The organism is Haliea sp. E1-2-M8 (genome assembly GCF_030649675.1).
Lineage (GTDB): Bacteria > Pseudomonadota > Gammaproteobacteria > Pseudomonadales > Halieaceae > Haliea.
Genome location: NZ_JAUTDR010000023.1, coordinates 12,919 through 33,516, shown reverse-complemented (window position 1 = coordinate 33,516; position 20,598 = coordinate 12,919). Strand labels below are relative to the sequence as shown.

The window sequence follows — 20,598 nt, the reverse complement described above, 5'->3', positions numbered from 1 at the left end:
TACTCCGCTGAAACCGTCAATTGCCAAACTGGCGAGGAACGACTGGCTCGCGACTTGTTGTGTTGTCGCACAGAAAAGGCGAGGTGTCACCAAAATCAGTCAGCAGAATGACGCTTAGGCGACATAGGTCAATTCAGTCGCGCATTAGCTGTGTTCAGATGCGCGCGCTCAGGATGGCGCCTTTTCTCCATTCGGCGACATTACCACACCATGGTATGGCAAAAGGACATGGTTGAGTTCACCGAGTCCTCGTGACAACACTCCTCGTTGCAGGACAATCCGATCGGCCAGTACCCTCGTATCGGCTAATCTGTAAATGTTCTTGACCTTTGCAGGTCCTGACCGATGAAGAGAACCCACTCGCCAGCCAAGGAAATCACCATGCCCTATTACCCTGCAAACCTTGCCCGAGCCGTTGCAATTTCGGCCTCGCTGGCCACTGCCATTCCCGCCGTGGCAGCAGACCGACCGTTCACACTGCACCTTGAACTGGGCGCAAGCTGGCAGGAAAAGAACGACGTGCAGATTCCCAATGATGAGCAGGGCACAAGGCTTTCCCTGGCAGATGTGGCCGGTTCCGGCCCGTGGGCAGCCGTCAGGGTCGAAGGTACCTGGGACATCAATGAAAAACACGGATTGCGCTTTTTGCTCGCACCGCTGTCCTACAGTGAAAACGGCCAGTTGGGGCAAGAAACACGCTTCGCCGGACAGTCCTACAGCGCCGATGAGGAGGTGAAAGCAGAGTACAGGTTCAGCTCCTGGCGCCTGGGCTATCGCTATCACTGGCTGGCACGCGAACACTGGGACTTCTGGGTGGGCGCTACGCTGAAAGTGCGTGACGCCGAAATCAAGCTGACACAGGGCAGCACCAGCAGCAGTGATGATGATATCGGGCTGGTGCCGTTACTGTATCTGGGCGGGGAATACCGCTTTGACGATCACTGGTCCCTGTCGGCAGACCTCGATGGTTTGGCGGGGGGACCTGGCCGCGCGATCGACCTGGGCATTCGTCTGAATTACACCGTGAATGAGCGCTGGAAGGTGGGGATGGGGTATCGAACTCTCGAGGGCGGTGCGGATACTGACGATGTCTACAATTTTGCCTGGTTCAACTCGCTGGTCTTCTCCGCTGACTACCACTTTTGAAGGCCCCCGGTGTGATTGGAGCTGGCGAGAGGAATCGAACCCCCGACCGGCTGATTACAAATCAGCTGCTCTACCTACTGAGCTACGCCAGCCAAAAGACACTGCGGGAGACAGGCCTCCCGCGGGGGCGCAATGATAGACAATGGCCCCGGGTGATGCAATAGCACTTCGTTGGGGGGGCGCCTAGCTGTGGCGCCTAGCCGGGGCCTAGCCGGCAGCACTTGGCCGGCCGCCCCTACACGAAGCCTCTGTCCAGCCCGTGCTCGGCCGCCATCACCTCCAACCCTTCAAACACCAGGTCAGGAATCCATTCGCCCGCGCCGCCCAGCAGACGCTGCAGGGTTTCGGCACCGCCCCCACACAAGTACAGGCTGCGCTGCGGGTCAGCGGACTGCTCCATGGCCACGCGCACCGCAGCGGCCTGTGCCAGCGCGATGCCGTGGCGCACCGCTTCGGCGGTGGAGGTGCCCGGCGCCAGGTCATAGACGGCTTCCTCAGCGAAGCGCACCCGGTCGGTATCCAGCAGCAGGGCCCGCTCCATCAGCGAGGGCCCGGGGATGATGTAGCCGCCCTCGTGTTGACCGCTGGCATCCACCAGGTCGATAGTAAGTGCGGAGCCGGCATCGACCACACAGAGGCGGTCAGGCCGGCGGTGCCAGGCGCCGAGCATCGCCAGCCAGCGGTCCACGCCCATACGCAGTGGCTGCTGATAACTGTTGACCAGGGTGCCGGTGCGCGCCTCACTGCGGGCAAACCAGGGTTCCAGCTGCCAGCGCTCCTCCAGCAGGGTACCGAGTTGCCACTCCGCTTCCTCGCTGGCGACGCTGGCAATCCAGATCCGGTCCACCACGTCGCTGCAGGCCAGCAGTTGCGTGCGCGAGTCTTCGTCCTCGCGGCGGTAGACGCCGCGCGCCAGCACCTCCGCTCCCGCCATCAGGCGCCATTTGGCGCTGCTGTTGCCAACGTCGAATTGCAGGCACAGAGTCGCGCTCATGGGGCCGCCCTCAGCGAGATCTCGCCGCCGTAGATGGGGCGCAGTCCCAGGGTGGTTTCCAGCTGCAGGGCGCCGCGTTCGTCGACACCGCGGGCAACGCCGGCCTGGCGCTGCTCGCCGCTGTGCAGCACCACGGACGCATCGGCGAAGGCGTCCAGAGCCATCCACGAATCACGCCAGGGCGCAAAACCGGTGCGGGCAAAGCTCGCCGCCAGGGGCAGCAGTTCATTCAGCAGGCTCGCCACCACCGCGTTGCGGCCCGGCGCCTGGCCACCCGCTACCGTCGCCAGGTCGGTCCAGGCCTGGTCGATGGCCTGCGCCGCGGCTGGCGGCATGGCGACGTTGATGCCAACCCCGATGACTACCTGGCAGCGCCCGGAAGCGTCGCCGGCCATTTCCAGCAACACGCCGCCCACCTTGGCGCCGGCAAAGAGCAGGTCGTTGGGCCACTTGAGTTGCAGTGGCGGCAGGCCCAGGTGCGCCAGTGCCCGGGTCACGGCCACCCCCACCGCCAGGCTCAGGCCCTCGAGGGCGGCGGCACCTTCGTTGTATTCCCAGACCAGAGACAGGTAGATGTTGCGCGCATAGGGGCTTACCCAGGCTCGACCCCGGCGACCGCGGCCAGCGGTCTGCTGCTCCGCGCTACACACCAGACCCGCGCCACTGCCCGCGGCCACCCGGCGCAGAGCCTCGGCATTGGTGGAGTCCACAGTTTCCAGCAGCTGCAGTTCCCGCAGCAGCCCAAGTACCGGACTATCCAGCCCGGCGCGAACAGTGAGCTCATCCAGCAGCTCCACGCCCCCGGGAATGCGGTAGCCCCGCCCCTTCACCGACTCCACCGCCAGGCCAAGTTCCTCCAGCCGGTTGAGCTGCTTCCAGACCGCGGTGCGGCTCACCCCCAACGCGGCGGCGAGATCCTGGCCGGAATGGAATTCGCCGTCCGCCAGCATGGGTATGAGGGTTGTCTTGGGCATCTGTGCCGCTGCCTGCCGTTGAGGATACAAAGCGCGGATGATAGCAAATACTGGCGCGGTTCAATTGAACAAACGCCACTATTGGCCACGGCCACCAAATCGGTGGAGAGTAGGGGCGCTAATAACAAATGGAGAATCCGCCATGCCTAGCCTCGATGACGCCACTCTGCGCGCCGCCGCCGACAAACTTATCCGCGCCCACCAGCAGGCCTCCATCGACAACGAGTGGACCTTTTTTGTCGACGAGATCTACGCCCGCGATTGTGTCTATACCTGCGAATATGCCGGGGTAATGAAGGTCGTCGCCAACGGCAGCGAGGAGATCAAGGCCACCCACTACGGGCGCGACATGCAGGTGGGCTGGGAGGGCTGGACCTTTCCCTACATGGGCGTCTACACCGGCAGCGACAACCGCCTGGTGACCCACTGGATGAACCGCGGGCCGGGCCAGCGCCCGGACGGCAGCCACTACGAAACCCCGGGGGTCTCTTTCATCACCCTCAACGAGGAGGCGCGGATTGTGCGCCAGTTCGACATGTTTGACCTGGCCCACCAGATGCGGCTGTGCAATGAGTTGGATGACGCCGGGCTGCTGTCTGCGGCGCTGCGGGAGAACTGGGTGAAGCCGATGAAAGCGCGGCTGCTGGAACAGCTGAGCGCGAACTGAGCCAGGCACGGCGGCGCGCTACCTTTCCGCGCGCCGCCGCCGGTCTCTGCAGCCAGGTCCTGACAGTTGCCGGGGCCGGCTATCCGGCCCGCGGATTCGCGCTCACACCCCAACGTTTACGTTAACGTAAACTTGGTCTATAGTTTGCCACGAGAAAATAGAAAGAGGCGCGCCGCAGACGTGGCTACACGCACTTACAGCATATCGGAGCTGGCCGAGGAGTTCGGAGTTACCACCCGGACCATCCGCTTCTACGAGGAGAAAGGCCTGATCCACCCCCGCCGGGAGGGCCAGAGGCGCCTCTATTCCCCCGCCGACCGGGTTCGCATCAAGCTCATCCTGCGCGGCAAGCGCATCGGCATGAGCCTGCAGGAAAGTGTCGAGCTCATCGACATGTATGACCCCGAGCACAACAACCGCGACCAGCTACACTCCCTGATAGGTACCGTGCAGGACAAGCGCGCCCACCTGCAGCGCCAGAAGCAGGATATCGAGGAGATGCTCGCCGGTTTGGACGAGGTTCAGGCCCTGTGCGAGCGCGGGCTGGAGGGCAAACAATGACACCCCGTAGGAGCCCACTCTGTGGGCGATACTCCGACAACCCATCGCCCGCGGAGCGGGCTCCTACGCTACCCCCAACCTGTAGGAGCCCACTCTATTCCTGTGGGAGCCCACTCTATTCCTGTGGGAGCCCACTCTATTCCTGTGGGAGCCCACTCTGTGGGCGATTCTTCGACAACCCAATCGCCCGCGGAGCGGGCTCCTACGCGAGCCCCCGACCAGTGGGAGCCCAACCTGTTGGAGCCCACTCTGTGGGCGATACTCCGGCAACCATGCGCCCGCGGAGCGGGCGCCCACAATATTGAAGCAGGCAGGACAAGACAATGAATACCGGCTACCCCACCCTCGACTTCGGCCTCGGCGAAGAACTGGACATGCTCCGCGATGCGGTCTACCAGATGTGCCAGAAGGAAATCGCCCCGCGGGCGGCGCAGATCGACCGCGACAATGAATTCCCTGCGGACCTGTGGCGCAAGTTCGGTGACATGGGCCTGCTCGGGATTACCGTGGACGAGGCCTACGGCGGTTCCAGCATGGGCTACCTGGCCCACAGCATCGTGATGGAGGAGATCAGCCGGGCGTCGGCCTCGGTGGGGCTGTCCTACGGCGCCATGTCCAACCTGTGCCTGAACCAGATCCAGAAGAACGGCAGCGAGGAGCAGAAGCAGAAGTACCTGCCCAGACTGTGCAGCGGCGAACACGTTGGCGCGCTCGCAATGTCTGAACCGAACGCCGGCTCCGACGTGGTCAGCATGAAGCTGCAGGCGCGCAAGGAAGGAGACAGCTACTTCCTGACCGGCAACAAGATGTGGATCACCAACGGCCCCGACGCCGATGTCTACATCATCTACGCCAAGACCGATCCCACAGCGGGCTCGAAGGGCATCACCGCGTTTATTGTCGAGCGCGACTTCCCCGGTTTCTCCCGCTCGCCGAAGCTGGACAAGCTGGGCATGCGGGGCTCCAACACCTGCGAACTGGTGTTCGACAACACCCCGGTGCCGGCGGCGAACATCCTCCGTGGCGAAGGCCAGGGCGTGAAAGTGCTGATGTCCGGCCTCGACTACGAGCGCACCGTGCTGTCCGGCGGCCCGGTGGGCATCATGCAGGCCTGCCTGGACGAAGTGGTGCCCTACCTGCACACCCGCGAGCAGTTCGGCCAGAGCATCGGCCAGTTCCAGCTCATGCAGGGCAAACTGGCGGACATGTACACGGACCTCTCCGCCTCCCGCGCCTACCTGTATGCGGTAGCCGCCGCCTGCGACCGTGGCCGGGAAAGCCGCAAGGACTGTGCGGCAGTGATTCTCTACACTGCGGAGAAGGCGACCCAGATGGCCCTGCAGGCGATCCAGGCCCTGGGCGGCTTCGGCTACACCAACGAAGCCAACGCCGGGCGCCTGCTGCGCGACGCCAAGCTCTACGAGATCGGCGCCGGCACCTCGGAGATCCGCCGCATGCTGATCGGCCGCGAGCTGTTCAACGAAACCGCCTGACCGGAGCGCACCCATGACCGTACTGCAATCACGCCTCAATCCCCGGGACGAGGGCTTCCAGGCCAACAGCGACCACATGCAGCGCCAGGTCGAAGATCTGGGCCAACTGGTCGCGAGCCTGCGCGAAGGCGGCGGCCAGAAGGCCCAGGAGCGGCACCTGTCCCGTGGCAAATTATTGCCCCGGCAGCGCCTGCAGGCGGTGCTGGACCCGGGGTCACCGTTCCTGGAACTGTCCCAGCTGGCGGCGTACAAAGTCTATGACGACGACGTCCCGGGCGCCGGCATCATCACCGGTATCGGCCGGGTGGCTGGCCAGGAGTGCATGATCTTCGTCAATGACGCCACCGTGAAAGGCGGCACCTACTACCCGCTGACCGTGAAGAAGCAGGGCCGCGCCCAGACCATCGCTGACGAGAACAACCTCCCCTGCATCTATCTGGTCGATTCCGGCGGCGCTTTCCTGCCCCTGCAGGACGAGGTATTCCCGGACAAGGACCACTTCGGCCACGCCTTCTACAACCAGGCGCGGATGTCCGCCCGGGGCATCCCGCAGATCGCCGCCGTGCTCGGCTCCTGCACCGCCGGCGGCGCCTACCTGCCGGCGATGGCGGACGAGTCCATCATCGTCAAGAACCAGGGCACCATCTTTCTCGGCGGGCCGCCGCTGGTGAAGGCCGCTACCGGGGAAGTGGTCAGCGCCGAGGAACTGGGCGGTGCCGACGTCCACTGCCGCACTTCCGGGGTCACCGACCACTACGCCAATAACGACCACCACGCCCTGGAACTGGTACGCCGTGCCATAGGGCGCCTGAACCGGGTCAAGCCCGTGGCCATGGATCTGCGCCAGCCGGTGGAGCCGCTGTACGACAGCAGCGAAATCTACGGGGTGATCCCCAAGGATGCGCGCCAGCCCTACGATGTGCGCGAAGTCATCATGCGCGTGGTCGACGGCTCCGAGTTCGACGAATTCAAAGCCCTCTATGGCGAAACCCTGGTCTGCGGCTTCGCCCGCATTCACGGCTACCCGGTGGGCATCATCGCCAACAACGGCATCCTGTTCGGCGAATCCGCGGTCAAGGGCGCGCACTTCGTCGAGCTCTGCGCCCAGCGCAAGATACCGCTGGTGTTCCTGCAGAACATCACCGGTTTCATGGTCGGCAAGCAGTACGAGGCCGGCGGCATCGCCCGCCACGGCGCCAAGATGGTGCACGCCGTCGCCTGCGCCAATGTACCGAAATTCACCGTCATCATCGGCGGCTCCTTCGGCGCCGGCAACTACGCCATGTGCGGCCGCGCCTACGAGCCGCGCTTCCTGTTCATGTGGCCCAACGCCCGCATCTCGGTGATGGGCGGCGAGCAGGCCGCCGGCGTCCTCGCCACGGTCAAGCAGGACCAGTTGGCGCGGGATGGCAAGAGCATGACCGCCGAGGAAGAGCAGGCTTTCAAGCAGCCGACGCTGGAGCTGTACGAGAAGCAGGGCCACCCCTATTACGCCTCGGCGCGGCTGTGGGACGACGGGGTGATCGACCCGGCGGATACCCGCATGGTGTTGGGACTGGCAATTTCGGCGGCGTTGAATGCACCGGTGGAGGAGACACGCTTCGGCGTGTTCCGGATGTGAGCGCGTTGAACCGCACTTCGTACCCAGCTCTGGTGCCGGTATTGATGCAAGCGCAGGCACTGGCGCCGGGAGGACGCAGAGGGGCAGTCGGGACACGCCGCAAGTACGTCCATGTAGGCTCGGCGACGGCCATCCATGGCCGTCGACGGTCCCGCCTACCCCTCTCCGCCCTCCCAACGCCTCCACTTTCGCACTCCGTTGCAGCAAGGATGGCGGCAAAGCTAAGACAAATGGGTGGATGTCTCGACACTCGCTCCTCAGCCGAGGGCGTAGTGGCGGGGATGGCTGGGCCGGACCGTTGGCGGCCATGGACGGCCGCCACCGAGCGCACATGGATGTGCTTGTAGCGTGTCCGGACCGGCCATCCCCGTCGCTACGCCCGGGTACGGAGTGCCGGTAACGTGTACTGAGGAGCACTGATCACCGGCAAGAACAATGGTGGACAGCACTGAATGCAACGAATTGGAATCGAACATGATGAACACTGAACCCGTAATCACAGCAATTGATGCCCGCGGCGTCGCCACGGTGACGATCAACAACCCGGCCAAGCACAACGCCTTCGACGATGTGATCGTCGCCCAGCTGCGGCTTGCCATTGACACCCTCGCCGAGCGCGAGGACGTGCGGGTGGTGGTGCTGGCTTCCAGCGGCAAGCACTTCTCCGCAGGCGCCGACCTTGAGTACATGCAACGCATGGCGGGTTATGACTACGGCCACAACCTGCGCGATGCGGAGGCGCTGGCGGGGATGCTGAAGGCGCTGTTCGGTCTGCCGCAGCCGACGATTGCGCGGGTCCAGGGTGCTGCCTTTGGCGGCGCGGTGGGGCTGGTGAGCTGCTGCGACATGGCGGTGGCAACGCGGGGGGCGACGTTTGCGTTGTCGGAAGTGAAGATCGGGCTGGTGCCGGCGACGATCAGCCCCTATGTGATCCGCTCGATCGGCGAGCGCGCGGCGCGGCGTTACTTCCTGACCGCGGAGCGGTTTGACGCCCACCGGGCCTTGCAGCTGGGACTGATCAGCGAGATCGCCGACGAGGAGGCGCTGGACACTGAGGTGACGCAGCTGGTGGACGCCATTCTCGGCAACGGGCCGGAAGCGGTGCGCGCCGCCAAGGACCTGATCGTCAACGTCGCCGGGGAAGAGATCACCGCAGAGCTGGTGGAAGACACCTGCGCGCGTATTGCCCACATCCGCGTGTCCAGGGAGGGCCAGGAAGGCCTGAGCGCATTCCTGGAAAAACGCCAACCCAACTGGCTGGGGGACTGAAGCATGTTCACCAAATTGTTGATCGCCAACCGCGGTGAAATCGCCTGTCGCATCATCCACACTGCGCGGCGGCTGGGCATTGCCACGGTGGCGGTCTATTCCGATGCCGACCGCAATGCCCTGCATGTGCAGTTGGCGGACGAGGCGGTGCATATCGGCCCGGCACCGGCGCGGGAAAGCTACCTGGTGATCGAACACATCATCGAAGCCGCGCTCAGTACCGGCGCCGAGGCAATTCACCCGGGCTACGGCTTCCTGTCGGAGAACGCCGGCTTCGCCCGGGCCTGCGCGGACAATGGCATCTGCTTTGTGGGGCCGCCCACCGGCGCCATCGAGGCCATGGGGTCGAAGTCGGCGGCGAAAGAGATCATGGGCGCGGCGGGGGTGCCGCTGGTGCCCGGTTACCACGGCGCGGACCAGGATCCGGCCCTGCTGCAGGCGGAAGCGGACAAGATGGGCTACCCGGTGCTGCTCAAGGCGACCGCCGGCGGCGGCGGCAAGGGGATGCGCCAGGTGTGGTCGGCGGAGGAGTTCGACGCCGCCCTGGCCGCGGCCCAGCGCGAGTCCAGCGCCAGTTTCGGCGACGCCACCATGCTGGTGGAGAAGTACCTGACCAAACCGCGCCACGTGGAAGTGCAGGTGTTCTGCGACAACCACGGCAACGGCATCTATCTGGCGGAGCGGGACTGTTCGGTGCAGCGCCGGCACCAGAAGGTGATTGAGGAGGCGCCCGCCCCCGGCATGACCGCCGAGCTGCGCGAGGCCATGGGCAACACCGCCCTGCAGGCCGCCCAGGCCATCGACTACCGCGGCGCCGGCACGGTGGAGTTCCTGCTGGACGAGGACGGCAGCTTCTATTTCATGGAGATGAACACCCGCCTGCAGGTCGAGCACCCGGTCACGGAGATGATCACCGGCCAGGACCTGGTGGAGTGGCAGTTGCGGGTGGCTGCGGGCGAGACCCTGCCCCTGACCCAGGCGCAGCTGGTCCTGCGCGGCCACGCCTTCGAGGCGCGGGTCTACGCCGAGGACCCGGACAACGATTTCCTGCCGGTTACCGGCACCCTCGCCTACCTGCGCCCACCGGCGGAATCCCCCCATGTGCGGGTCGACACCGGCGTGCAGCAGGGCGATGAGATCAGCGTCTACTACGACCCGATGATCGCCAAGCTGATCGTCTGGGACGAATCCCGCGAGCGCGCTCTGCAGCGCCTGGCCACTGCGTTGATGGACTACCGCATCGGCGGCACCGTCACCAACCTGGACTTCCTCTACAACCTGGCCACCGCCGCGCCGTTCCAGCGCGCCGAGCTGGACACGGGCTTTATCGAGCGCCACAGCGCGCTGATATTCCACGAGCGGGAACAGGATCTGGAGCGCGAGTTGCCACTGGCGGCCCTGGCCCTGCTGCTGTACCGGCAACAGCAGGCCGCGCCCGGGGGCAGCACCGACCCCTGGTCACCCTGGAACAGCGGCAGTGCCTGGCGCCTGAACGAACCCCACGCCCACGAGTTCGTGCTGCACTGCCACCAGCAGGATTTCCCGGTTTCAGTGATCCAGCATCAGGATGCCAGCTATCACATTCGCAGCAACGGCCGCGACGACATTCTGCGCGGACAGCTTGACGGTGACCTGCTGCAGGTAGAGCACGCCGGCCACCGCCAGCGCGCCACCCTGGCCCGCACCGAGGACGGCTTTACCCTGTATCTGGCCGATGGCGCCTGCCACTTCCGCGAGGTGCGCCCGGATACCGGCGAAACCGACGGCAGCGGCGCGGGCAGCGGCCTTGCCGCGCCCATGAACGGCACCGTGGTCACCCTGCTGGTGGAGCCCGGCGCCCGGGTGGACGCGAAGACCCCGCTGCTGGTCATGGAGGCGATGAAAATGGAGCACACCATTCGCGCGCCCGTCGCCGGAGTGGTCGAGCAATTTTTCTTTGCCGCCGGCGACCTGGTGGACGGCGGCGCGGAGCTGCTGGCCTTCAGCGCTGAAGAGGAAGGGTCATGACGTTACCACGGACCGTTACCCTGGTCGAAGTCGGCGCCCGGGACGGGCTGCAGAACGAACCCGACCTCGTGCCCCTGGAAGCCAAGCTACGCCTGATCGATGACCTCGGCGCTGCTGGCCTGAAGGTGATCGAAGCGGGCAGCTTCGTGAACCCGAAGTGGATTCCGCAGATGGCTGACAGCGAGGCGGTGTTTGCCGGTTTCAAGCGCCGTCCCGGGGTGCGCTACACCGCCCTGACCCCGAACCTCAAGGGCTTCGAACGGGCGCTGGCGGCGGGCTCGGATGAAGTGGCCGTGTTTGCCGCGGCCTCCGAGGCATTCTCGCAGAAGAATATCAACTGCAGCATCGCCGAAAGCCTGCAGCGCTTCGAGCCCGTAATGGCCGCGGCGCAGGCGGCGGAGCTACCAGTGCGGGGCTACATCTCCTGCGTCCTGGGCTGCCCCTATGAGGGCGAGATCGCGCCGGCAACGGTGTTGCAGGTCGCTCGCAGCCTGCTGGACATGGGCTGCTACGAGGTCTCCCTGGGCGACACTATCGGCACCGGCAGTGCCGGCAGCATGCAGCGCCTGCTGGATTGCCTGCTGGCCGACATTCCGGCGCCGCAACTGGCCCTGCACTGCCACGACACCTACGGCCAGGCGCTGGCCAATATCCTGGTGGGCCTGCAGCATGGCATCGCCACAGTAGATGCCTCCGTCGCCGGGCTGGGGGGCTGCCCCTATGCCAAAGGCGCCTCCGGCAACGTCGCCACCGAGGATGTGCTGTACATGCTGGACGGACTGGAAATCGAAACCGGCGTCGACCTGCAGGCGCTGGTTGCCGCCGGCGAGCGCATTTCCGCCGCGCTGGGCCGCGCCAATGGTTCCCGGGTCGCCCGTGCCCTGGGTGGGGGCGAGAAGGTCTGCTGACGTACCGGGGTGGTTCACGCCGTGCTAAAGTCTGGCCGGAAGCAATACAGGACCCTGCATGCCGCCACCGCCCGTCAGACTCCAGCGCTACGCCGCCGCCACCATCGTCGCCGTCAGCGGGCTGCTGCAGATTGCCAGCCTGTGGCGCTACCGGCTCAGTGAGGATGTCCTGCTCACCGCCCTGATCGGCAGCGTCTACCTGCTGGTCGCCATTGGCCTCTACGGCCGCTCCCGCTTCACCCTGTTTGTCGCCGCTGGCGTCTCTGCGGCCTGCGCGGGTATCCTCCTGCTCAGCGGCCTGCCCTGGCCGTGGCCCGCGGCACAGGTTTTGCGCTTTGCCTCGGACCTGGCAGTAGTGCTGCTGTGCGGCCGGGTGCTGTGGTCAGTGCGACATCTGCCCAGCATCTAGGTTTGGGGCCGGTATGGCGTGCTCCCTGCGCCCCAGCCAGGGCAATGCCAGCGCGTTAAGTGCCAGGTACAGCAAGCCCGCCAGCAACGGCAGTGGCGCCACTCCCGAGAGCCAGGCAATCCCCAGCAGGCCCGCCAGCGTAGCCAGGCGCATGCCTTCCCAGCGCAGGATGGCCGCCGGCTCGCCGCCGTCCAGCCACCGGGCGGTGGTCACCGTGGTCGCCAGCAGAGCCAGCACCAGTACCACCCCGGCCACATAGTCCACGGCGCTGAACTGCATGACATTCAACAGGCTGACCACCGCCCCCAGCTGGAACAGTGCATACCAGCCCACCGCCGGCGGAACCCTGGGGTCATATTTCTCGAAACTGGCCAGGTCCGTCTTGGCCCGGGGGAAGCGTGCCGCCACGTCCGCCGGGCGCCAGCCATTGCGCGCCACCCAGACCCGGAGCTTGTCCCGCCAGCGGCGGGTGTGCCAACTGTCGCGGGCCATGTCGACATAGATGTGGGTAAGCGCCCGCAGTGGATTGAAGCTGCGCAGGGGACCGCGGATGCCATAGACGCAGGGCTCTTCCGGCAGCTCTTCCTGAAAGGTGCCGAACAAGCGGTCCCAGATGATGAACAGGCCGCCGTAGTTGCGGTCCAGGTAGCGGTCGTTTTGCGCGTGATGCACCCGGTGGTTGGAGGGCGTGACGAAGAGCCACTCGTACCAGCCCAGTTTCGGCACATGTTCGGTGTGGACCCAGAACTGGTAGATCAGGTTCAGGGAGCCCACGGTGACCACCACCTCCGCCGGAATGCCCAACACGAACATGGGAATGTAGAAAATCCAGCCAAGCAGAAACCCGGTGCTGGTCTGGCGCAGGGCAGTGCTCAGGTTGTAGTCCTCGCTCTGATGGTGCGCCACATGCGCGGCCCAGAGAATGGTGCGCTCGTGGCCGAGCCGGTGCAGCCAGTAGTAGCAGAAGTCGTACAGCACCATTGCCAACAGCCAGGTCCACCAGTGGCCGGGGTCCATCAGCGGCAGGGAAAAGTATTCGGTAATCAGGTAGTAGACGTAGCCACCGACCCCCAGGGTGAGGAAACGCTGGGCCTGGCTCAGGGTGCCCAGGAACAGGCTGCCGACGCTGTCGTTGAGGCGGTAGGTATTGCGCCGCTTGCGCCAGCCATAGAACAGCTCCAGCAGCATGGCCAGGATAAAAAACGGTACCGCGTAGACGACCAGGTTCACGCGCTGACCGTCTGTCGTTGCGGGGAATGTCCAACCAACGGTCTGCCCTCCGGGAAATCGAATGCCAATGGCAGAATAGTAGCCTTCGGCTGGGATTTGGCCAAGTGTGGCTGAGTTTGCTACGAACTCACGGGGCATGTTGCCAGGGCCGATTCTGGCTAGCCAGAGTACCGGGGGCGGAACTATAGTGAGGCCATGAATGAAAGCCCTGTCCAGACAGTATCCGCCCGCGACCTCGACCCCGAGGTCTGCCGCCGCGCCCGGCTGGCGCGCGACGCCCGCTTTGACGGCCTGTTTTTCCTCGCGGTACGCACCACGGGCATTTACTGTCGGCCGGTGTGTCCTGCGCGCCCGCCGGCGGAGCAGAACGTCGCCTATTTCCGCGAGGCAAGCCAGGCGGCCGCGGCCGGGTTCCGGCCCTGCCTGCGCTGCCGCCCGGAAGCGGCCCCGGGGAGCCCGGCCTGGCAGGGCAGTTCAGTCACGGTGCAGCGCGCCCTGGAGCTGATACGCGCGGGAGCACTGAACGAGGGCAGCCTCGCCGCACTGTGCGCGAGGCTGGGGGTCGGTGAGCGCCACCTGCGCAAGCTGTTCCAGCGCGAGCTGGGTGTGTCACCGGTCGCGGTTGCCCACAACCAGCGCCTGCTGTTCGCCCGCCAGCTATTGCAGGAGACCACCCTGCCGGTCATCGACATCGCCCATGCCGCGGGTTTCGGCAGCGTACGGCGCTGCAACAGTGCCTTCCAGAGCAGCTTCAGCAAGCCACCCAGCGCCATGCGGCGGCCCCCGCAGGCCAGTTCCACCCGCGCCGATATACGCCTGCAGCTGCAGTACCGGCCGCCCTATGACTGGGACGGAGTGCTGGATTTCTTCAGTCGCCATGCGGTGGAGGGGGTAGAGTCAGCCGACGACGAATGCTACCGGCGCACCATTCTGTGGCAACAGCAGCCCGGTGCGATCTGTGTGCGCCACCTGCCCGCCCGCCAGGCCCTGGAACTGGAGCTGCGGCTGCCGGATCTCGCCGCCATGATGCCGGTAGTGCAGCGGGTGCGGCGCATGTTCGACCTGGACGCCAACCCCGGGGTGATCGCCGCGTCGCTGGGGCAGGAGCCCGCGCTGGCCACACTGCTGCAACGCTTCCCCGGCTTGCGTTCCCCGGTCTGTTGGAGTGTCGAAGAGGCAACGGTGCGGGCTATTGTCGGCCAGCAGGTAAGCATTGTGGCGGCACGCACCGTGTGCTCAAGGCTGGCCGCCGCCGCGGCCCCCGAGGCCGGCAACGCCCGCGAATTCCCCGCCCCGGCAGCCATTGCCGCGCTGGAGGACAGCCACTTCCCCATGCCCACCCGACGCCGCGACACCCTGCGCGCAGTCTGCCAACTGCTGGCAGCCGGCGAGGAGCTAACCGTGGCGCAGCTGCTGGCCCTGCCCGGGATCGGGCCCTGGACCGCCGCGATGGTCGCAATGCGCGGGCACGGCCAGCCAGACGCCTTCCCGCCCCGGGACCTGGGCCTGATGCGAGCCTGGGAGGCGCTGCCGCAGGCGGCAGATCCCCTGCACCAGGCCAGCGAGCGCTGGCAACCCTGGCGCGCCTATGCCGCCAACCTGCTGTGGCGCAGCCTCGATACATGAAGGAGACAATCGTGAACAGACTGACGATCGACAGCCCATTGGGGCCCCTGCAGCTGGTGAGCGACGGTAGCCACCTGACCGCGATCAACTTCCCCGGGCAGTACAGTGGCGAACAGGACAGCGCCAGCCCCGACAGCGTGCTGCGCTCCGCCCGCAGCCAGCTCGGGGAATATTTTGCCGGCCGACGCCAGCGCTTCGAGCTGCCCCTGGCCGCCAGGGGCACAGCGTTCCAGGAGAGCGTGTGGCAGGCACTGGCAGCCATCCCCTGGGGGGAAGTGCGCAGCTATCGGGATATCGCGTATGCCATCGGCAAGCCCAGCGCCGTGCGCGCGGTGGGGGCAGCCAATGGCCGCAACCCGCTGCCGATCGTGGTGCCCTGCCATCGGGTGATCGGCGCCGACGGCTCGCTGACCGGATTTGGCGGCGGCCTGCCGCTCAAGGTGAAGCTACTGACGCTGGAGGGGAGCTACCCCGCATCCTGAACAGACGCGGGTGGGTTGCGCGCCCGATCAGGGGCTGTTGGCGATAAAGCCGATCCATTTGGCTTCATTGATGAAGCCGGCGCCCCAGCTTTCCCATTCCTCGCCCAGACCCGCTTCGACGATGCTGTCCACGGATTCTCCCGCCGCGAGACGCGCCTGTACCGCGGCGCTGGTGGTGGCGAGCATGTCCCGGTAGCGCTGCAGATCTGCCTTGTCGGCGAGGCTGCCGTGGCCGGGCACGATCACGGTGGAGTCATCCACGCGCGCCAACACCGCATCGGCGGCAGCGACATAACCGGCGACTGAACCACCCGACCCCAGGTCGACGAAGGGAAAGCCGTCCTTGAAAAAAAGGTCGCCCATGTGGACCACGTTTTCATTGGTGAAGTAGACCGCGCTGTCGCCGTCGGTGTGGGCTGAGGCGTGATGCTGGACCTCGATATCGTCGCCGTTGAAGTGCAGCGCCAGTGAGTCGCCGTAGGTGATAACCGGCAGAGCGCCAGCGGGACTGGGCTCGACCACGCTATCAAAGATCTTCATCTCCTGGCGGGTAGACATACGCTCGCGGACATTGGTGTGCGCCACCACGACCGCGCCGCGATCGGCCCAGAACAGGTTGCCGCCGACGTGGTCCAGGTGCCAGTGGGTATTGATTACGAAGCGCGGGTTGGCGTCGGCGCCGACCAGGTCAGTCAGGGCCGCCTCGTAGGCCGGAACCATTTCCTCGTAGTCGTCGTCGATGATCAGGACGCCGTCCTCGCCGACGGACGCCACCACGTTGCCACCGCGGCCCTGCAGCAGGTGCAGGTTGCCGGTCAGGGCGCTGGTGGTGACGGTGGGGGATGCTTCCTGATTCTGGGCAGCGGCGGACGTGGCGAGGGCGCAGGCAGCCAAGAGTGCGGCGGCCACGGCAGCGGGGGCAATTCTTAAACTGGACTGGAGCATGGTCTATCTCCCGATGGTTGGTTGGGTAGGAGCGCACTCCGTGCGCGATCCTTTTCCTTCGCCCGCGGAGCGGGCTCCTACAGTCAGGCTCATCGCCCGCGGAGCGGGCTCCTACGGCCGGGCTGTGGGAGCGCACTCCGTGCGCGATTCCCTCATCGCCCGCGACTCTTTTATCGCCCGCAGAGCGGGCTCCCACAGTTCCCGCAGCTAGGCGTTGAGATCCGGAATCAGTTCGTCCTTCAGGCGCTCAATGCAGTCCTTCAGGCGCAGCTTTTCCTTTTTCAGGCGTTGCAGCAGAATCTGGTTCTTGTAGGGGAATTCGTACAGTTCCTCGATTCTTTCATCCAGCGCACGATGCCGCGCCATGAGTTGCATCAACCGCATGGCGGGCGTGATCTCCTCGTTGGCGGCATTTTCCTCGCCGTTGCCAAACAGGCTGCGTGGTGGTTCATTCATTCTCGGACTGCCTCCTGCCCAGGCAGATTCCCGGTGACCGACAACTCTATACCTTCTTGCTTTCCCTGCACAAGCTCGACTTCAAGCGCTGCCCGCGGGCGGCGCGAACTGGCGCTGGTTGGCCAACAGTTCCTGCCACAGTGGGCTGCCCGCATCCGCAACCGCCAGGAAGTGCGGGCTCAACAGAGTGTCGCGGCAATTATAGCGCAAGGGCTCGCCGTCAAGGCCCAGCACGCTGCCGCCGACGGCCTCCAGCAGTGCCTGGCCGGCAGCAACGTCCCACTCGCAACAGGGGGAGAACCGCGGGTAGACGTCGCCGCGGCCCTCTGCGAGGCGGCAGAACTTGAGCGCGCTGCCGCTGTTTTCCCGCTGCAGGGGACCGCGACGGGCCTCCAGCCAGGCGAGGCAGGCATCGAGCTGATGGTTGCGGTGGCGGCGGCTGGCGAGCACGGTCAGACCGCCGCTGTCATCGTCGGCTGACAGCGGCAGAGCTGCCAGCGTCTGGCGCTCCCAGGCCAGCCCGTCGCTGGTGCTGAAGCGGGCGGCGAAGTCACCGGGAATCCCGACGTAGGCCAGCTTCTGCAGGGGAACATATAGCACTCCCAGCACCGGCCGGTGATCCTCGACCAGGGCAATATTGATGGTGAATTCGCCGGTCCCGGCGACAAACTCCTTGGTGCCGTCCAGCGGATCCACCAGCCAGAAGCGCGGCCAGGTGCGGCGCTGGGCCTTGGTTGCAGGGGAGGACTCCTCGGACAGCAGGGGCAGGCCCGGTGTCAGTTGCGCAAGCCCGTCGCGCAGATGGACGTGGGAGTCGAGATCGGCGTGGGTCAGGGGGGAATCGTCCGCCTTCGAGCTCAGGCCACTGTCGCCGGGGGCGTGATAGTGCTGGCAGATCAACTCCCCGGCCTCATAACAGAGCTGCAGCAGGGGGGAGACGAGGGCTCTCAGGTCATGCACGGCAGGGCACCTTGGACGCGAAGCATGGATTATATCACCGCCCCGCTGTACCGTAGGAGCGCGGTCCCCGCGCGATTGATCCCCACCCCTTGCCGTGGGAGCCCGCTCTGCGGGCGATGGTTACCGATCGCCCGCGGAGCGGGCTCCCACAACCCCGGGCTCCCACAATCCCGGGCTCCCACCGGGCTCCCACCGGGCTGGGCGCCCCGGGCTGTGCGCCCCAGCCAAAACCCGGCATAATGGCCCGCCACCCGCAAAGGTCGCCCGCACGTATGATTGACTGGGACAGCATCGACACGGTTCTGCTGGACATGGACGGCACCCTGCTGGACCTGCACTTCGACAACTACTTCTGGCTGGACCACCTGCCGCGCCTGTATGCCGCCAAATACGGTATTCCCGAGGCCGATGCCACAGCTTCCCTGCACGGGCGCTTTGGCGGCCAGCAGGGTACCCTGGATTGGTACTCCCTGGATTACTGGAGCGCCCAGCTGGACATGGATATCCCGGCGCTGAAGCGGGAAATCCAGCACATGGTCGCCCTGCGCCCCTTCGCCCTGGAGTTTTTGCAACAGCTGCACGCCGGGCCCTGCGAGGTGGTGCTGGTCACCAACGCCCACCGCAAGACCCTGGACATCAAGATGTCGCAGATCGACATCACCGCCTGGTTCGACCGCCTGGTGGTGTCCCACGACCTGGAGGCGCCAAAGGAGGACCAGGCCTTCTGGCACGCGCTACAGAAGCTGCACCCCTTCAATCCGGACCGCACCCTGCTGATCGACGATACCGAAAGCGTGCTGGAATCCGCCCGCCAGTACGGCATCGCCCACCTGCTCACCCTGTTGCAACCCGACAGCCAGCACCAGAAGCGCATCGACACCCGCTTCCCCGGCATCCACCACTTCGACGAAATCATGCCCGGCACGCTGCCCCGCATTGGCGCGGCCAATAGCCCGACATGAACGAACCCGGCAAACTGCGCCTGGACAAGTGGCTGTGGGCGGCGCGCTTCTTCAAGACCCGCAGCCTGGCCAAGGCCGCCATCGAGGGCGGCAAGGTGCATCTGGACGGGCAGCGGGTGAAGGTGTCGAAGGAAGTCGCGGTCGGGGACCGCCTGCAGATCCGCCAGGGCTTTGATCAGCGCGAGGTGGTGGTGGAGGCGCTGTCAGACCAGCGCCGCGGTGCCCCCGAGGCGCAGCAACTGTATAGCGAAACTGAAGCGAGCATCGCCAAACGGGAGAGCGAGGCAGCGGCGCGCAAGGCCGCTGGCGGCATGATCGACCGGCCCGCGCACCGCCCTACCAAGAAGCAGCGGCGGCAGATTCACCGGTTCAAGGAGCAGCCCGGGGACTGACAGGCTCCGCAACCCTGTAGGAGCCCGCCCTGCGGGCGACCAATCGCGCACCGTAGGAGCCCGCTCCGCGGGCGAACTCCTCATCGCGCGGGGACCGCGCTCCTACAACAGGGGAGTGGTCACCCCACCACAATAGTGAAACAACAGGGGAGTGGTCACTCCACCACAATAGTGAAACAACAGGGAATCGATCACCCCACCACGATGGCGTTGCGGCCCTCATCCTTGGCCCGGTACAGCGCCTGGTCGGCGAGGCGCACCAGGTCGCCGGGGATCAGTTCACCACCGGGGGCGACTGCCACCAGGCCCTGGCTCACGGTGATGTAGGGCGCCACCGGTGACTCGCCGTGGGGGATATGTTCCTCGACAACCAGCTGGCGCAGGCGCTCGGCGGTGCGGCGGGCCACTTCCTCGTTGGCGCCGGGCAGGATCAGGATGAATTCCTCGCCGCCGTAGCGCGCCACCACCTCACCGGCGCGGGTCACCGCCCGCTGCATCACATCCGCCAGTTGCTGCAGCACCTTGTCGCCGGCGATGTGGCCGTAGGTATCGTTGTAGGGCTTGAAGTAGTCCACATCCAGCAGGATCACCGCCAGCGTGCCACCGTTGCGACGGGCGCGGTTGATTTCCTCCTGCAGCACCCGGTTCACCAGGCGCCGGTTGCCCAGCCCGGTCAGCTCATCGACATTGGCGAGGTCCGTCAGCTGGCGGCGGGCATCGCGCAACTGGCGGTTGCGGTCGCGCAGGCTGTTGGTGAGGTCCGCCAATTCCCGGGACATGGTCTCCCGCTGCCAGTTGACCGCGATCAGGTTGCGGATCGAGGAGTGCACCCGGTGGCTCACCACCAGCATCAGCGCGCAGATTGCCAGGGTCACAAACCCGATCAACAGGTTGAAGGGCCCCTCCCAATAGTGCACCAGGCACCACCAGCCAATCGGCCAGAGCGCGGCGTAGAACTGGGCCAGGAAATACTCGCGCAGGGCCAGGGTCGCACCCACGGAGAGCAGGCTGATCATGAAGATCACCAACAGGAACACCTGCTGCAGCCCGTCCGGTACTCGCGGCGCCATCAGGATAAAAGCGGAGGCCCAGACCAGCCCGGTCAGGGTGGCGCCCAGCAGCAGGCCCCAGTACACCCGCGCCGGGTTGCGCTGATAATGCCGCTCCACCAGGGCGTTGCTCATGAACAGCGAGCGCACCAGCAGCAGAATCAGCACACAGGAGGCCCACAGCAGCAGCCAGGTGAGCGGCACGAACTGCCAGAACAATACCAGCGCCACCGCCACCCCGAACAGGTTGGCAACGATGCTCGCGATGCGGCCGTTCTGCATCACCATTTCCAGCTGCGATGCGAACAGCTCCTCGTTCGGTATGTGGCGTTGATAGATCATGGGTGAATCCTGCCCCGAAGCGGGCCGGAGCGCCAACCCGGCGCGCGCGGCTTGCGACTCAGGTCACACGCCCGGCACCAGTTGGGCCCCTGGTTGCGAACCAGC

At 65.7% G+C, this 20,598-nt stretch carries 20 protein-coding genes and 1 tRNA gene; 13 read left to right on the top strand and 8 right to left on the bottom strand.

All coding sequences use genetic code 11. From position 1 onward, the window contains the following. Positions 1-345: 345 nt before the first annotated feature. Positions 346-1,146, top strand: coding sequence for a hypothetical protein (locus tag Q6D67_RS16905; RefSeq protein ID WP_304706852.1), 801 nt, complete (start codon positions 346-348; stop codon positions 1,144-1,146). A 16-nt stretch (positions 1,147-1,162) separates the two neighbouring features. Here Q6D67_RS16905 and Q6D67_RS16900 read toward each other — a convergent pair. From Q6D67_RS16900 to birA, 3 genes are all read right to left on the bottom strand, one after another. Then, positions 1,163-1,238 (bottom strand) — tRNA-Thr (locus tag Q6D67_RS16900). A 143-nt stretch (positions 1,239-1,381) separates the two neighbouring features. Beyond that, on the bottom strand, positions 1,382-2,140 hold the full coding sequence (locus Q6D67_RS16895; protein WP_304706851.1) for a type III pantothenate kinase: 759 nt from the start codon (positions 2,138-2,140) through the stop codon (positions 1,382-1,384). Beyond that, on the bottom strand, positions 2,137-3,114 hold the full coding sequence (birA, locus tag Q6D67_RS16890) for a bifunctional biotin--[acetyl-CoA-carboxylase] ligase/biotin operon repressor BirA (RefSeq protein ID WP_304706850.1): 978 nt from the start codon (positions 3,112-3,114) through the stop codon (positions 2,137-2,139). Before birA ends, Q6D67_RS16895 begins: the two co-directional genes overlap by 4 nt. A 142-nt stretch (positions 3,115-3,256) precedes the next feature. Between birA and Q6D67_RS16885 the strand changes: the two genes are divergently transcribed. From Q6D67_RS16885 to Q6D67_RS16850, 8 genes are all read left to right on the top strand, one after another. Further along, positions 3,257-3,781, top strand: coding sequence for a nuclear transport factor 2 family protein (locus tag Q6D67_RS16885; RefSeq protein WP_304706849.1), 525 nt, complete (start codon positions 3,257-3,259; stop codon positions 3,779-3,781). Positions 3,782-3,961: 180 nt separating this feature from the next. Then, positions 3,962-4,342 (top strand): MerR family DNA-binding transcriptional regulator, encoded by a 381-nt coding sequence (locus Q6D67_RS16880; RefSeq protein WP_304706848.1) that lies wholly within the window; start codon positions 3,962-3,964, stop codon positions 4,340-4,342. Between the two features lie 323 nt (positions 4,343-4,665). After that, positions 4,666-5,835, top strand: coding sequence for an isovaleryl-CoA dehydrogenase (locus tag Q6D67_RS16875; RefSeq protein ID WP_304706847.1), 1,170 nt, complete (start codon positions 4,666-4,668; stop codon positions 5,833-5,835). A 13-nt stretch (positions 5,836-5,848) separates the two neighbouring features. Continuing rightward, positions 5,849-7,456 (top strand): carboxyl transferase domain-containing protein, encoded by a 1,608-nt coding sequence (locus Q6D67_RS16870; protein WP_304706846.1) that lies wholly within the window; start codon positions 5,849-5,851, stop codon positions 7,454-7,456. A 474-nt stretch (positions 7,457-7,930) separates the two neighbouring features. Beyond that, positions 7,931-8,725, top strand: coding sequence for an enoyl-CoA hydratase/isomerase family protein (locus Q6D67_RS16865; RefSeq protein WP_304706845.1), 795 nt, complete (start codon positions 7,931-7,933; stop codon positions 8,723-8,725). 3 nt (positions 8,726-8,728) lie between these two features. Continuing rightward, a complete protein-coding gene (locus tag Q6D67_RS16860; protein ID WP_304706844.1) occupies positions 8,729-10,732 on the top strand; it encodes an acetyl/propionyl/methylcrotonyl-CoA carboxylase subunit alpha in 2,004 nt (667 codons plus the stop codon). Then, positions 10,729-11,640, top strand: coding sequence for a hydroxymethylglutaryl-CoA lyase (locus Q6D67_RS16855; RefSeq protein WP_304706843.1), 912 nt, complete (start codon positions 10,729-10,731; stop codon positions 11,638-11,640). Before Q6D67_RS16860 ends, Q6D67_RS16855 begins: the two co-directional genes overlap by 4 nt. 58 nt (positions 11,641-11,698) lie before the next feature. Beyond that, complete coding sequence (locus tag Q6D67_RS16850) at positions 11,699-12,049, top strand: hypothetical protein (RefSeq protein ID WP_304706842.1); 351 nt, start codon at positions 11,699-11,701, stop codon at positions 12,047-12,049. Here the strand turns inward: Q6D67_RS16850 and Q6D67_RS16845 are convergent. After that, positions 12,023-13,279 carry a sterol desaturase family protein gene (locus Q6D67_RS16845; RefSeq protein WP_304706841.1) on the bottom strand — a complete coding sequence of 419 codons (1,257 nt, stop codon included), beginning with the start codon at positions 13,277-13,279 and terminating at the stop codon, positions 12,023-12,025. The two genes, Q6D67_RS16850 and Q6D67_RS16845, sit on opposite strands and share 27 nt — an antisense overlap. Before the next feature lie 195 nt (positions 13,280-13,474). On the opposite strand from Q6D67_RS16845, the gene Q6D67_RS16840 reads away from it, so the two are divergent. After that, positions 13,475-14,905 (top strand): AlkA N-terminal domain-containing protein, encoded by a 1,431-nt coding sequence (locus Q6D67_RS16840; protein WP_304706840.1) that lies wholly within the window; start codon positions 13,475-13,477, stop codon positions 14,903-14,905. 11 nt (positions 14,906-14,916) lie between these two features. After that, positions 14,917-15,387, top strand: a complete 471-nt coding sequence (locus tag Q6D67_RS16835) for a methylated-DNA--[protein]-cysteine S-methyltransferase (protein ID WP_304706839.1) — start codon at positions 14,917-14,919, stop codon at positions 15,385-15,387. Positions 15,388-15,414: 27 nt separating this feature from the next. On the opposite strand, the gene Q6D67_RS16830 is transcribed toward Q6D67_RS16835, so the two are convergent. From Q6D67_RS16830 to cysQ, 3 genes are all read right to left on the bottom strand, one after another. After that, the gene (locus Q6D67_RS16830; protein ID WP_304706838.1) at positions 15,415-16,332 is read right to left on the bottom strand and encodes an MBL fold metallo-hydrolase; all 918 of its coding nucleotides are present in this window, start codon (positions 16,330-16,332) and stop codon (positions 15,415-15,417) included. A 207-nt stretch (positions 16,333-16,539) separates the two neighbouring features. Then, positions 16,540-16,788: a YdcH family protein gene (locus Q6D67_RS16825; protein WP_304706837.1), complete on the bottom strand. Its 249-nt coding sequence runs from the start codon at positions 16,786-16,788 to the stop codon at positions 16,540-16,542. An 81-nt stretch (positions 16,789-16,869) separates the two neighbouring features. Next, entirely contained in the window at positions 16,870-17,748 is an 879-nt protein-coding gene (gene cysQ / locus Q6D67_RS16820; protein ID WP_304706836.1) for a 3'(2'),5'-bisphosphate nucleotidase CysQ, read from the bottom strand. Between the two features lie 272 nt (positions 17,749-18,020). Between cysQ and yrfG the strand changes: the two genes are divergently transcribed. Beyond that, positions 18,021-18,710, top strand: coding sequence for a GMP/IMP nucleotidase (gene yrfG / locus Q6D67_RS16815; protein ID WP_304706835.1), 690 nt, complete (start codon positions 18,021-18,023; stop codon positions 18,708-18,710). Then, positions 18,707-19,102 (top strand): RNA-binding S4 domain-containing protein, encoded by a 396-nt coding sequence (locus Q6D67_RS16810; protein ID WP_304706834.1) that lies wholly within the window; start codon positions 18,707-18,709, stop codon positions 19,100-19,102. Before yrfG ends, Q6D67_RS16810 begins: the two co-directional genes overlap by 4 nt. A 191-nt stretch (positions 19,103-19,293) precedes the next feature. On the opposite strand, the gene Q6D67_RS16805 is transcribed toward Q6D67_RS16810, so the two are convergent. Beyond that, positions 19,294-20,493, bottom strand: a complete 1,200-nt coding sequence (locus tag Q6D67_RS16805) for a diguanylate cyclase (RefSeq protein ID WP_304706833.1) — start codon at positions 20,491-20,493, stop codon at positions 19,294-19,296. Between the last annotated feature and the right edge of the window lie 105 nt (positions 20,494-20,598).